A 13,568-nucleotide genomic window follows, 5' to 3' on the forward strand; every position below is an offset into this window, starting at 1 on the left:
CCTTGTGGGTGCGACCTCGCCGACCTTCCTCAGGAGGCAAGCCCCGATGTCCGAAGTCCTCAAAGCCCCGCTCGTCGTCGAGTTTCCCTTCACCCGCTCTCTCGGCCCCGTCCAGAGCGCCTTCCTCACCGGACTGCGCGAACGCGTCGTCCTAGGGGTGAAGACCACCGACGGCCGCACGCTCGTCCCGCCGGTGGAGTACGACCCCGTCACCGCCGAGGAGATCCGCGACCTGGTGGAGGTCGCCGCCACAGGCACGGTCACCACCTGGGCCTGGAACCACGAGCCCCGCCGGGGCCAGCCCCTCACCACTCCCTTCGCCTGGGTCCTGGTCCGGCTCGACGGCGCCGACACCGCCCTGCTGCACGCCCTGGACGCCCCCGGACCCGACGCCGTGCACACCGGCATGCGGGTGCGGATCCGCTGGGCCGGAGAACGCACCGGCGCCATCACGGACATCGCCTGCTTCGAACCGCACGACGGAGAACCGGACCAACCGCGGGGCCATGACGGCGAGTTCGAGAACCCGCTCACCGGGATCGTCGCCCACGCCCGCCTCGACTACACCTACTCTCCCGGCCGCGCCCAGACCGACTACATCAAAGCCCTCTCCGAACAGCGGTCCGTCGGCGAGCGCTGCCCCTCCTGCCGCAAGGTGTACATCCCGCCGAGGGGTGCGTGCCCCACATGTGGCCTGGCCACATCGGAACACGTCGAAGTGGGCCCCCGCGGCACGGTCACCACCTTCTGCATCGTCAACATCAAGGCGAAGAACCTCGACATCGAGGTGCCGTACGTCTACGCGCACATCGCCCTCGACGGCGCCGACCTGGCCCTGCACGCCCGCATCGGCGGGATCCCGTACGACGAGGTGCGCATGGGCCTGAGGGTCGAGCCCGTGTGGACACCGGGAGCGCGCTACCCCGATCACTACCGCCCGACCGGCGAACCCGACGCCGACTACGACACCTACAAGGAGCTGCTGTGACACGGGAGATCGCGGTCGTCGCCTTCGCCCAGACCGACCACCGGCGCTCCACCGAGGAGTCCTCCGAGGTCGAGATGCTCATGCCGGTGCTGCACCAGGTGCTGGCCCGGACCGGACTCAAGACCGCCGACATCGGCTTCACCTGCTCCGGCTCCAGCGACTACCTCGCCGGCCGTGCCTTCTCCTTCACCCTCGCCCTCGACGGCGTCGGCGCCTGGCCACCCATCTCGGAGTCGCACGTCGAGATGGACGGCGCCTGGGCGCTGTACGAGGCATGGACCAAGCTGCTGACCGGCGATGCCGACACCGCCTTGGTGTACTCCTACGGAAAGTCCTCTCCCGGATCCGTACGAGACGTCCTGACCCGCCAGCTGGACCCGTACTACGTGGCCCCCCTCTGGCCGGACTCGGTCGCGCTGGCCGCCCTCCAGGCGCAGGCGCTCATCGACGCGGGGGACACGGACGAGCCCGCCCTCGCCGCGATCGGGACGCGGAGCCGCGCGTCCGCCACGGCCAACTCCCATGCACAGCTGAGGGGTTCGATCCCGCAGGGCGACTACGTCGTACGCCCCCTGCGTACCGGCGACTGCCCGCCCGTCGGCGACGGCGCCGCCGCCGTGATCCTCGCGGCGGGGGAGCGGGCCCGCGAACTGTGCGAGCGGCCCGCCTGGATCCGGGGCATCGACCACCGCATCGAGGCGCACTCCCTGGGCGTGCGCGACCTCACCGACTCGGCCTCCGCGCGACTGGCCGCCGAGAAGGCCGGGGCCTTCGAGCGCCCCGTCGACACGGCCGAGTTGCACGCACCGTTCACCGCGCAGGAGGTCGTGCTGCGCAAGGCGCTCCGGCTGGACGAGAGCGTCCGCGTCAATCCCTCCGGAGGCGCACTCGCCGCCAACCCGGTCATGGCCGCCGGACTCGTCCGCATCGGCGAGGCCGCCGCCCGCATCCACCGCGGCGAGTCCGACCGTGCCCTCGCCCACGCCACCTCCGGCCCCTGCCTGCAGCAGAACCTGGTCGCCGTACTCGAAGGGGATCCACGATGAGCAAGGAGCCCGTGGCCGTCGTAGGAGTCGGCCAGACCAAGCACGTGGCCGCACGCCGGGACGTGTCGATCGCCGGACTCGTCCGCGAGGCGGCCGGACGGGCCCTCCAGGACGCCGAGTTGACCTGGTCCGACATCGACGCCGTCGTCATCGGCAAGGCGCCCGACTTCTTCGAGGGCGTCATGATGCCCGAGCTGTACCTCGCCGACGCCCTCGGCGCGGTCGGCAAGCCCATGCTGCGGGTGCACACCGCCGGCTCGGTCGGCGGATCCACCGCCCTCGTGGCTGCCAACCTGGTGGCGGCCCGTGTCCACGGCACCGTGCTCACCCTCGCCTTCGAAAAACAGTCCGAGTCCAACGCCATGTGGGGCCTGTCCCTGCCCATCCCCTTCCAGCAGCCCCTGCTCGCCGGGGCGGGCGGCTTCTTCGCCCCGCACGTGCGCGCCTACATGCGGCGCAGCGGCGCCCCCGACACCGTCGGCTCCCTCGTCGCCTACAAGGACCGGCGCAACGCCCTGAAGAATCCCTACGCCCACCTCCACGAGCACGACATCACCCTGGAGAAGGTCCAGGCCTCGCCCATGCTGTGGGACCCGATCCGCTACTCGGAGACCTGCCCGTCCTCCGACGGCGCCTGCGCCATGGTGCTCACCGACCGCGCCGGAGCCGCCCGTGCGCCCCGGCCGCCCGCCTGGATGCTCGGCGGCGCCATGCGCAGCGAGCCGACCCTGTTCGCGGGCAAGGACTTCGTCTCCCCGCAGGCCGGCAAGGACTGCGCCGCCGACGTCTACCGTCAGGCAGGCATCGCCGAACCGCGCCGGGACATCGACGCCGTCGAGATGTACGTGCCGTTCTCCTGGTACGAGCCCATGTGGCTGGAGAACCTGGGCTTCGCCGAGGAGGGCGGCGGCTGGAAGCTCACCGAGTCCGGGGTGACCGAGCTGGACGGGGACCTGCCCGTCAACATGTCGGGCGGGGTGCTCTCCACCAACCCCATCGGTGCCTCCGGCATGATCCGCTTCGCCGAAGCCGCCCTCCAGGTGCGCGGCCAGGCCGGAGAACACCAGGTGGACCGCGCCCGGAAGGTGCTCGGGCACGCCTACGGCGGCGGTTCGCAGTTCTTCTCCATGTGGCTCGTCGGATCCGAGCCCCCCGACTCCTGAAAGGTCCTCCTGACACGGCCTGTCCGCCGTGGGAAGCGGTCGCTAGGCTGACCGCGGACGACGAACCGGGAGGAGCACGGACGTGGCCGAGAGCACCACTCAGCAGAAGCCGCTCGTGGGCTGGGACAAGCCGGAGCTGGACCTCAGCAGGGCCGAGTGGCAGTCCAGCAGCCGAGGGCTGGGCGATGTCCAGATCGCCTTTGTCGAGGGCTTCATCGCCATGCGCAACAGCGAACGCCCGGAAAGCCCTTCCCTGATCTTCACCCCCGCCGAGTGGGGTGCCTTCGTCTCCGGGGCACGGGAAGGCGAGTTCGACCTGACCTGAGTGACCTCGTGCCGCGAGCCGAACCGGGGAGTGTTCGGCGCGGATTTCCGGACACGCGATCCACAGCACCCTGTCGGGGCCGACGGCTGAGCGAGGCTGGCCCCGGCAAGGGGAAGTTCGCGTTCCGGAGGTGAGGGAAGATGAGCAGTGCGCCGGTCATCGCCGCGGTGGACGGTTCCGAGGACAGCCGGCGGGCGCTGGAGTGGGCCGTGGACGCCGCCCACCGTCGCGCGGCGCCGCTGCGCGTGGTGCACGTACGGCAGTACGCCGCCTGGGGACAGGCCGACGTCCTGGTCGCCGGACCCCCGGACACGCAGGGCGACCCGGTGCTCGACGAGGTCCGCGCGCTGCTGCGGGACCGCGCCGACGCGGAGAGCGTGGAGTACGTCGCGCTGGAGGGCGTACCGGGCGCGGTGCTGCCCGAACTCGGCGTGGATGCCCAGCTGTTGGTTCTCGGCTCGCGGGGCCGCGGCGGCTTCGTCGGCCTGCTGCTCGGCTCCAACGGCCTGGCCGCCGCGCGCGACGCATCGTGTCCGGTGGTCGTCGTACCCCGGCCCGACCGCGAGGTCCACGGGGAGGGTCCGGCCGAACCCGGGCCCCGGGTGGTCGTCGGCCTGCACGTCGACAGCCCCGACGACGACAGCCTCGGCCTCGCCTTCGCCGAGGCCGCCCTGCGCGAGGCGCGCGTCGAGGTGATCGCCGCGTACCCGTGGCCGGTGCAGACCTGGTCCGCGCCCGGCCAGCTGGTGCCGCCCCCGATCGACCAGGCAGCCGTCGAGAACGAGACCCGGACCCTCGCCGAGGGCTTCCTCGCCCCGCACCGGCAGCGCCACCCGGACGTCCGCGCCGACGTCGCGGCCCTGCCCGGTGACGCGGCCGGCCGCCTCGTCGCCGCCTCGAAGGACGCCGAGCTGGTCGTCGTCGGCCGCCACCGGCGGCGCGTGCTCGCGCCCGCCCGCATGATGGGCTCGGTCACCCAGGCGGTCCTGCTGCATGCGGCGAGCCCGATCGCGGTGGTACCGCCGGAACCGACGGGGGAGGCCCACGAATCCGTCCGGTGACCCCCGCCGCGGCGTGATGACGGCTGCGGGGCCTCTCGGAGCCGCCGAACGCCTCGACACCGCGGCCGCCCGTACGCCCACCGCCCCCCTGCGACGCCACGAACGGCACCACAACCCCGCCAGGACCGGCCCGAGCGGACTCCGCGAGGCGTACGCTGAGCTGCCTGACGGTCACGGTGCGCGCCCGCTTTCCGCGCGGGTCCGGCACCGTGGCGGGGGTGTGTGAGGGGACAACGGATGGTGCGCAGCCACAAGACCCTCTTCGAGCGGGAGAGTGAACTCGTCGCTGTGGAGGAGGCGTTGGGTGAGCTGACCGGCCTGCGCGCGGACGGCGCGGAGGCGGCGCGGCGGCCGCGCGGCGCCCTGCTCGCGTTCGCCGGCCGCGCGGGCATCGGCAAGACCACCCTCCTCGCCGAAGTCCGCCGCCGGGCCACCGCCCTCGGCTGTACCGTGCTGTCCGCCCGCGGCGGCGACCAGGAACAGCGCGTCGCCTTCCACGTGGCCCGCCAGCTGCTCCAGCCGCAGCTCGCCGGAGTGCCGGAGAGCGAACTGCGCTCCTCGCTGGGCAGTTGGTACGACATCGTCGGCCCCGCCCTCGGCCTGTGCGCACCCACCGAGGGCGCCCCGCCCGACCAGCAGGGCCTGCGCGACGGCCTGGACTGGGTGCTCACCCACCTCGCCGTGCGCAGCGCCCCGATGGTCCTCGTCCTCGACGACGCCCACTGGGCCGACCCCGAATCCCTGCGCTGGCTGGCCGCGTTCGCGCCCCGCGCCGAAGAACTCCCGCTGCTGGTCGTCGTCGCCTACCGCCCCGACGAACTCCCCGACCACGCCGAGTCGTTCCGCGGACTCCCCGGCCGCGCGGGCGGACGCCCCCTCGACCTGGAGCCGCTCAGCGCGGCCGCCGTCGCCCGCCTGGTCCGGGAGGTCCTCGGCACGCACGCCGACGACGCGTTCTGCCGCGAGTGCTGGGCCGTCACCGCAGGCAACCCCTTCGAGACGGTCGAGCTGACCGCCAAGGTGCACGATCGCGGACTCATCCCCACCGAGGCCGGGGCCCATCTGCTGCGTGACCTCGCCGCGGCCGTCAAGGGCACAGGCCTGATCGCCCGGCTCGAACGTCTCGGCCCCTCCACCGTCCGTTTCGCCTGGGCCTGCGCCGTCCTCGGTACCGAGATCCACCCCCGGCTCGGCGCCGCCGTCGCCGGACTCGGCCACGAGGAGGCCGCCGACGCCGCCGACGCGCTGCGCGGCGCGCGCATTCTGACGGGTGTCGAGACGCTCGAATTCGTTCACCCCCTGATCGCCACCGCCGTCTACCGCGCCATCCCGTCCGGCGTGCGCGTCGCCCTGCACGGACAGGCCGCCTGGTGCGTGATCAACGACGGTCAGGGCCCGTCCGCCGCCGCCCGCCATCTCCTGGAGACCCACCCCGAGGGCGACATCTGGGTGGTGCAGCAGCTGCGCGCCGCCGCCGGTGAGACCCTCCGGGCCGGCGCCCCCGAAGCCGCCTGCAGCTACCTCGCCCGCGCCCTGCTCGAGCCTCCGCCGCCCAAGGACCGGGGCGCCGTCCTGTACGAACTGGGCTCCGCCTCCCTGCTCACCGAACCCGCCACCACCGTCAACCACCTGCGCGCCGCCCTCGAAGAGCCCATCGCCGACCCCGAGCTGCGGCACCGCATCGTCTACCGACTCTCCCAGGTCCTCGCCCACAGCGACCGCCTCGCCGAGGCCTCCGACATCCTGGCCCGCGAGATCCGCCTGACCGGGGACGCGCGGGTCAGGCTGCGCATGGTCTCCGAGCAGTTCATGTGGGACGCCTTCCGCGCCGACGAACCCGACCACCCCTCCCGCTCCCGCCGCCTGGCCGGCCTCGCAAGCCGCCTCAAGGGCCGCGACCTCACCGAGCGCTACATCATCGGGCTGCGCACCTGGGACGCCGTCCAGCGCGGCGAACCCGCCCAGGTCGCCCTCCAACACGCCGAACGCGCCCTGGCCGGCGGCCTCGGCTGGGCCGAGTCCGACCGCGGATTCGAGGTGCCGGTCCTGGTCGCGCTCGCCTTCATGTACGCCGACCGGCCGGGCCGCACCGAGGAGCTGTTCGCCGCCGGGATCGCCGACTTCGAGCACCAGGGCTGGCGCGGCGCCCACCTCTCCTTCGCCTACACACTCCTCGCCTACGTCCGCTACCGGCGCGGGCGGCTCGCCGAGGCCGAGGACTTCGTCCGCGCGGGCCTCAGGCTCGCCGAGCGCGTCGGCCCCGGCACGCCCGCTCACTGGTACGCCGTCGGCATCCTGATCGAGGTCCTGCTGGCCCGGGGCCGCGTCGCGGAGGCGGCACAGACCGCCGACGACTTCTGCTTCGGGCAGCCCTTCCCGGCCGCCGTCGTCTTCCCCGACGCCCAGACGGTGCACGGCGAACTGCTGCTCGCCCGCGGCCTCACCCAGGACGCGGCGGCCGAGCTCTCCGCCGCCGGGCGCCGCCTCGACCCGCGGGGCATCCGCAACCCCGCCTGGTGCCCCTGGCAGCTCCACCTCGCCCGCGCCGAGAGCCAAGACGCCCCCGAAAGAGCCCTGGCCACCGCCCTCGAAGCGGTGGGCCGTGCCCGCCAGTTCGGCGCCCCCTCCGCGATCGGACAGGCCCTGCGGACGGTGGCGGAGGTGTCCTCGGGCTCGGCGCGCGTCAAATACCTGGAGGAATCCGTCGCCCATCTGGAGCGCTCCCCGGCCGCGTACGAGCTGGCCTGCGCGCTGGTCGCCCTGGGCACCGAACTGCGTCACACCGGCCGCCCCGGGGAAGCCGCCGAGCACCTCTACCGGGGCCTCGACACGGCCCTCCAGTGCGGCGCCGACGGACTCGTGGACACAGCCCGCGCCGAACTCGCCGCCGCCGGCCTGCGCCCCCGCCGCCTCCACAGCACCGAGACCGACACCCTCACCAGCCGCGAACGCGTCGCCGCCACCCTCACGGTCCACGGCTGCACCGAGGCGGAGATCGCCGTGGAACTCCACACCGACCAGCAGAGCGTCGTACGCCTCCTCTCGGCGGTGTACCGGAAGCTGGGAACCGACCGGTCGGGGCTGGGAGCGGCGCTGGGCTAGGGGACGACGCCGGGCTGGAGACCGCAGGGCGCCCACACGTCGCCGAGTGTGCTCGGGCACGTACCATGGCCGCATGTCGTTCCTCCGCCGCCGCAGCGCCACTCCCGCCGGACCCGACTTCGACGTTCTGGCCATGGACCCGGGAGACTGGCCGGGCAACCTCGGCGCGGGCCTGCTGCCCGCCCCCGACGGCTCCTGCCAGGGCGTCTTCCTGCGCTACGACCTGTTCGGCGGACGCGGCCCCGCCATGATCATCGGCAATCTCCCCGAGGGCTCCCCGGCCCGGGAGGTCGCCGAGGGCGAGATCCCCTTCGAGGTGGGCCAGCTGCTGCTGGCGCTGGAGAACGACGAGGAGGTCACCGTCGTAGGCATCGAGGACACGCCGGTCCTCCAGGGTGACAACCTGCTGATCGTGCGGCGGCTGAAGCTCTCCGAGAGCCGGATCTCCTGCGTCCAGTTCGACCGCAGCGACGGCGTCCTCGTGACCATCGCCGCCTGGGACCGCCCCATCACCGACGACCTGTACGCCCTGCTGAAGCCGCTCCCGGCGGAGCTGTTCCAGCAGGGCTGACGGCCGGTCCCGGCTAACCGGCGGCACCCTCCAGGCGGACGTCCGCGGCGCGCACGAACGCCACCCGGTGGCCGTACTGGATCTCGTAGTACAGGTCCTTGCCGACCACGACCCGGTGCGAGTCGGTGGTGAAGGTGACCGCGTAGTAGTACTCGCCCGGCACCACGTCACCGACCACGTACTTCTGCCCGGCCGGGAGCGTGTACGGCAGCGCCACCACCGACTGCGCGGGCACCCCCGCCGGGTAGGCCTCCTTCTCCGGGTACGCGCGGCCGTACACCGGGACGCTCGCCAGACCGTCATTCGGGGTGACGACGAGACCGGACGCCGGCACCGCCGTGGGCTCCTCGGCCGGGTTCTCGAACCAGGCCTTCTGTCCCAGGTACCAGATCGCCGTCCAGTCGCCCCAGCGGTCGGCGACCGCGTACTGCTGGCCGGTGGAGACCCGCGAGGACAGATCGTTCACCCCGTTGGTCGGATCCGTCTTCAGGCCGATGTCCTTGATCAGCGGGGCGCCCTCGTCGTGGTCGGAGTACAGCCGCACCTCGCTGGAGCCGTGCGCGGTGCAGGGTTCGCCCTTGGTGGTGCAGCCCGTGTACACGGGCTCGTTGTCGCCGTAGTCCGGCCGGATCGTCACCATGTCGGAGTACTTGCCGCCCGTGGCCCTGAAGGGGTGGCCCAGCAGCTGGAAGTAGTGCCGCCAGTCCCAGTACGGGCCCGGGTCCGTGTGCATCCCCGGGATGGTGGAGGCGGTCGGGCCCGGCACGGTGTCGTGGCCCAGGATGTGCTGCCGGTCCAGCGGGATGCCGTACTTCCGGGCCAGGTACTTCACCAGGCGCGCCGAGGACCGGTACATCGCCTCCGTGTACCAGGCGTCCGGCGCCGCGAGGAAGCCCTCGTGCTCGATACCGACCGACTTCGCGTTGATGTACCAGTTGCCCGCGTGCCAGGCCACGTCCTTCGCCTTGACGTGCTGGGCGATCAGACCGTCGGTGGAGCGGATGGTGTAGTTCCAGGACACATAGGTGGGGTCCTGGACCAGGTTCAGCACCCCGTCCCAGGTGCCCTCCGTGTCATGGATGACGATGTATTTGATGCTCTGCGAGTCCGGACGGTCGCCGAGGTCGTGGTTGCCGTAGTCGTTGTCCCCGAACTCGGAGTACGGCGCCGGGATCCACTCGCAGGACACCGAGTTCGGGCACTCGACGTCGTCCGCCGCGACCGTGCGCAGCCCCGCCCGCTTCAGCTGGCCGGTGTCGGCGGCGAGGTGCGGCTGGGCGGCGAGGGCCACCTGCTGGCCGTCGTCCGTGGTGCGCTGCTCACCCGTCCGCAGTACGTCGTACACGTCGTTCGCGTACGCGCCCGCGGTCGCCGTGTCGTCCGCGCCGGAGAACCGGGCCACCGCGCCGTACCAGTGGGCCGGGTCGGTGCTCGCCGGCTCGCCCAGCTCCTTCTGGGCGGCGGCGAGCAGGGCGGCGCCGCCGGCGATGTTGGCGGCCGGGTCGGTGCGCAGCTCGGCCGCGGGCAGCCCCGTCAGTCCGGCCGCCCTGGGCAGCGTCCTGAGGCGGGCCGGGAGTGCCGAGTTCTCGGGCACCTTGATGTCGTGGTGCAGGGCGGGGCGGGCGCTGTCGCCGCGGGCGTCCTCGGTGCCCTCGGCGAGGTGCTCGGTGGTGGCGAGCGCGGTGCGGGCGTCGGTGAGGTGCATCGGGCCGTAGCCGCCGGTCACACTGGGCGCCCCGGCGTGCGAGTCCCAGCGTGACTGCAGATAGGAGACTGCCAGCAGGACGCTCTGCGGCACGTGGTACTGGGCGGCGGCGTCGGCGAAGGCGCGCTGGAGCAGGCCGGCCGAGGAGTCCGTCGCGCTCTGGGCGGGGGCTGCGCCGAGCAGCGGTAGCAGTAAGGCGGCGGAGGCGAGCGTACCGACGCTTCGCCTCAGATGTCTGTGGCCGGGTGTGGGCGTGGGGTCGGTGGCGGATCCTCGCAAGTGCGGCCTCCTGTGACGGGCGGGCGGCGGGCGTGCGGCTCCGAGCTGGATCAGTGGTACCGGCTTGCCGACGATCCGTCAATGATGCCTTCAGGTCCCTGATTTCCCACGTCACGAAGGGTTTCGGCGAGTTTCGCGGCGGCGGCGCACCGGGCCTGCGGGGCGTCAGTGGCGTACACCAGTGACCGTCGCCCGTGGCTGGGCCCTGTCCCGGACCGGACCTGGGGCCGTACCGACGAAGGGCCCCTGCGCACGAAGGGGCCCGAACACACGAAGGTCCGCGGTGCGCCGCCGCTCTGGGCGCACCGCGGAGCCGTCGTCCCCGTCAGCGAGTGCCGACCGCCGCGCGCACGGCCCGGCGGGCCAGCTGGCAGTCGTCGTGCAGCCGCCTGAGCAGCAGCCGCTGTTCCTCGCCGGACGGCGCAGCAGCCGGGTGGGCCGTACCCGGTGCCGCCGGGGCCGTATCGTGCATCGAACGCTGCACGGCCGTCTCGTACGTACGGATCTCCCTCGTCAGCAGGAGCATCAGGTTCACCAGGAAGGCGTCCCGGGAGGCGGGGCCCGCCGACTGGGCGATCTGGCTGATCTGACGCCGCGCCACCGGCGCGTCCCCGAGGACCAGCCACAGCGTCGCCAGGTCGTACCCCGGCAGATACCAGCCCGCGTGTTCCCAGTCCACCAGCACTGGACCGGCCGGTGAGAGCAGGATGTTCGAGAGCAGGGCATCGCCGTGGCAGAACTGGCCCATCCCCTGCCGGCCCGCCGCGTGCGCGATGCCGTGCAGCAGCTTCTGCAGGTCCCCCAGGTCCCGGTCGGTCAGCAGGCCCAGTTCGTGGTACCGGGCGATGCGGGCCGCGTAGTCCAGGGGGGCGTCGAAGGTGCCCGCCGGGGGACGCCAGGCATTCAGCCGGCAGATCGCGCCGAGCGCCGCCCGGATGTCCGGCCGGGGCGGAGCCTCCAACGGATGCCGCTGGAGCGCCGCCACCCGGCCCGGCATGCGCTCGATCACCAGTGTGCAGTTGTCCGGATCCGCTGCGATCAGTCTCGGCACCCGCACCGGTGGGCGGTGCCGGACGAACGAGCGGTATGCGGCTATTTCGTGGCGGATCCGATCCGACCAGGCGGGCGATTGGTCGAGGAGACACTTGGCCACGGCCGTGCTGCGTCCGGTCGTCCCGACCAGGAGGACGGAGCGTCCGCTGCGGCGCAGCACCTGCACCGGAGCGAACTCCGGACAGATCCGGTGCACCGAGGCGATCGCGGTGCGCAACTGCGCGCCCTGGGGACCGGACAGGTCGAGTCGCCCGCTGAGCGGTTGGGATCCGGGCTGCCCCGGAACGCGCCGCGGTCGGGCCGCGCCCAGTGCGGGTGCTGCCGGCCGCGCCGCCGGGTCGAGGTACGGCCCGCCGCCCACCGGGCGGGGACGCAGCGGCCGGGGCGGAGCGGACACGGAGGACGATGCTGCGTACATGGGAGATACAGATCCCTTCGTGTGCCTGCGGTGCCTGCCTGTACATCCATGCTCAAAACCCCTGTGCGAAGTGGATACGCATTGCGGGTGCTTCGAGTTCATACGCCCACCCGCCCCGGTCGCCCGGGTGCACCCTGGGGAGTGCACCCGTCACTGGGAGGGCGACCGGGTCGGGGTGGCGCTTTCCTACCTGACACCCGATGCCCAGTGGCACACCATCTGGCGCACCCTGGCGAACCGTGGCGAATAGTCGCCCGGCAACCTCCACGGGTCTACTGTCAACTCAGCCGAGAACCTGGGGGCTTGACGTGAGCGGACAACCCAACACCCGCCTATCGGACCTGTTCGGCCTGGCCGGCTGGTCCAAGGGCGAACTCGCGAGGCTGGTCAACAAGCAGGCGGCGGCCATGGGCCACCCCCAGTTGTCGACCGACACCTCCCGGGTGCGGCGGTGGATCGACACGGGAGAGATCCCGCGCGATCCCGTACCGCGGGTGCTGGCGGCCCTGTTCACCGAGCGTCTCGGCCGTGTCGTGACCATCGAGGACCTCGGTCTGGTGCGGCACGGGCGTACGGGGAAACGGCAGGGCGACGGGAATGCGGAACATCCCGACGGAGTGCCGTGGGCGCCCGAACGGACCGCCGCGGTCCTCACCGAATTCACGGGAATGGACCTCATGCTCAACCGACGCGGCTTGGTGGGCGCGGGTGCCGCGCTCGCCGCGGGATCCACACTCAGCAGCGCCATGTACGACTGGCTTCACGCCGACCCCACACTGAAGGCCGACGCCCCTGTCCTCGACGATCCCCTGCACGCCGACCCCGCTGGGTTCGACCGCTATGAGGCCGCCCCCATCGGGTCGCAGGAGATCGAGGAACTGGAGCGCTCGGTCGAGGTGTTCCGCGCATGGGACGCCGCCCGAGGCGGCGGGCTCCAGCGCAAGGCGGTCGTGGGCCAGCTCAACGAGGTGGGCGGCATGCTCGCCTACCACCACCCACCCCATCTCCAACGACGCCTGTGGGGCGTCGCCGCCAACCTCGCCGTCCTGGCGGGCTGGATGTCGCACGACGTCGGCCTGGAGCCCACGGCCCAGAAGTACTTCGTCATCGCCGCCCACGCCGCCCGCGAGGGCGGTGACCGGCCGCGCGCCGGGGAGGCCCTGTCCCGGGCGGCCCGGCAGATGGTGCACCTCGGCCGGCCCGACGACGCGCTGGACCTGATGAAGCTCGCCCAGTCCGGTTCGGGGGAGCGTCTGCAGCCGCGTACGAAGGCGATGTTCCACACCATCGAGGCCTGGGCGCAGGCGTCCATGGGCAAGGGCCAGGCGATGCGCCGCACGCTCGGACAGGCGGAGGACCTCTTCGTCTCCGACCGGCAGGACCTGGAACCGCCGGACTGGATGCAGACCTTCAAGGACGAGGATCTGTACGGCATGCAGGCCCTCGCCTACCGCACCCTCGCGGAGTTCGACCCCGGTGCGGCCGCGCACGCCCAGTACTACGCGGAGAAGGCCCTGGCCCTCCGTGTCGACGGGCGGGAGCGGTCGAAGATCTTCGACCATCTTTCCATGGCCTCGGCCTGCTTCATCGCCGACGACCCGGAACAGGCCGACCGCTACGCACGGCTGGCCCTGATGTCGATGGGCTCGAACTCCTCCCGCCGCACCTGGGACCGACTGCGGCAGATGTACCGGCTCACCGCCGAGTACTCCGGCTACCCGAAGATCCACGAACTGCGGGAGGAGATCCGGCTCGCCCTGCCGACGCCGAAGGGCAGGGCGGACAACAGGGCACAGGCATAGAGGCTGTGCGCTGCTTCCTTTCCAGAGCGCTCAGAAGATGCAGAGGGTCCTGAAG

10 protein-coding genes are annotated in these 13,568 nt (G+C 72.4%); 8 read left to right on the forward strand and 2 right to left on the reverse strand.

The annotated features are described in order from the left end of the window. Positions 1-46 precede the first annotated feature (46 nt). From ACIF83_RS06100 to ACIF83_RS06130, 7 genes are all read left to right on the forward strand, one after another. On the forward strand, positions 47-988 hold the full coding sequence (locus ACIF83_RS06100) for a Zn-ribbon domain-containing OB-fold protein (protein ID WP_399723807.1): 942 nt from the start codon (positions 47-49) through the stop codon (positions 986-988). After that, entirely contained in the window at positions 985-2,034 is a 1,050-nt protein-coding gene (locus ACIF83_RS06105) for a thiolase domain-containing protein (protein ID WP_399723810.1), read from the forward strand. The genes ACIF83_RS06100 and ACIF83_RS06105 overlap by 4 nt, the downstream gene beginning before the upstream one ends. Next, entirely contained in the window at positions 2,031-3,197 is a 1,167-nt protein-coding gene (locus ACIF83_RS06110) for a thiolase domain-containing protein (RefSeq protein ID WP_393476978.1), read from the forward strand. The genes ACIF83_RS06105 and ACIF83_RS06110 overlap by 4 nt, the downstream gene beginning before the upstream one ends. An 82-nt stretch (positions 3,198-3,279) precedes the next feature. After that, positions 3,280-3,522 carry a DUF397 domain-containing protein gene (locus tag ACIF83_RS06115; RefSeq protein ID WP_393476975.1) on the forward strand — a complete coding sequence of 81 codons (243 nt, stop codon included), beginning with the start codon at positions 3,280-3,282 and terminating at the stop codon, positions 3,520-3,522. Positions 3,523-3,662: 140 nt separating this feature from the next. Next, a complete protein-coding gene (locus tag ACIF83_RS06120; RefSeq protein ID WP_393476972.1) occupies positions 3,663-4,583 on the forward strand; it encodes a universal stress protein in 921 nt (306 codons plus the stop codon). 237 nt (positions 4,584-4,820) lie between these two features. Beyond that, positions 4,821-7,685, forward strand: a complete 2,865-nt coding sequence (locus ACIF83_RS06125) for an ATP-binding protein (protein WP_399723814.1) — start codon at positions 4,821-4,823, stop codon at positions 7,683-7,685. A gap of 73 nt (positions 7,686-7,758) precedes the next feature. Next, positions 7,759-8,256: a hypothetical protein gene (locus tag ACIF83_RS06130; protein WP_145881428.1), complete on the forward strand. Its 498-nt coding sequence runs from the start codon at positions 7,759-7,761 to the stop codon at positions 8,254-8,256. 13 nt (positions 8,257-8,269) lie between these two features. Here the strand turns inward: ACIF83_RS06130 and ACIF83_RS06135 are convergent, their stop codons facing one another. Together ACIF83_RS06135 and ACIF83_RS06140 are read right to left on the reverse strand one after the other, a co-directional pair. Beyond that, positions 8,270-10,240: an N-acetylmuramoyl-L-alanine amidase gene (locus ACIF83_RS06135; protein WP_399723818.1), complete on the reverse strand. Its 1,971-nt coding sequence runs from the start codon at positions 10,238-10,240 to the stop codon at positions 8,270-8,272. A gap of 325 nt (positions 10,241-10,565) precedes the next feature. Further along, on the reverse strand, positions 10,566-11,711 hold the full coding sequence (locus tag ACIF83_RS06140; protein ID WP_393476964.1) for an aminoglycoside phosphotransferase family protein: 1,146 nt from the start codon (positions 11,709-11,711) through the stop codon (positions 10,566-10,568). Positions 11,712-12,019: 308 nt separating this feature from the next. Here ACIF83_RS06140 and ACIF83_RS06145 point away from each other — a divergent pair, with 308 nt between their 5' ends. Next, positions 12,020-13,513 carry a hypothetical protein gene (locus ACIF83_RS06145; protein WP_398138179.1) on the forward strand — a complete coding sequence of 498 codons (1,494 nt, stop codon included), beginning with the start codon at positions 12,020-12,022 and terminating at the stop codon, positions 13,511-13,513. Positions 13,514-13,568: the final 55 nt, after the last annotated feature.

Origin of the sequence: Streptomyces sp. NPDC085866 (assembly GCF_044541035.1) — a bacterium.
Taxonomy (GTDB): Bacteria; Actinomycetota; Actinomycetes; order Streptomycetales; family Streptomycetaceae; genus Streptomyces.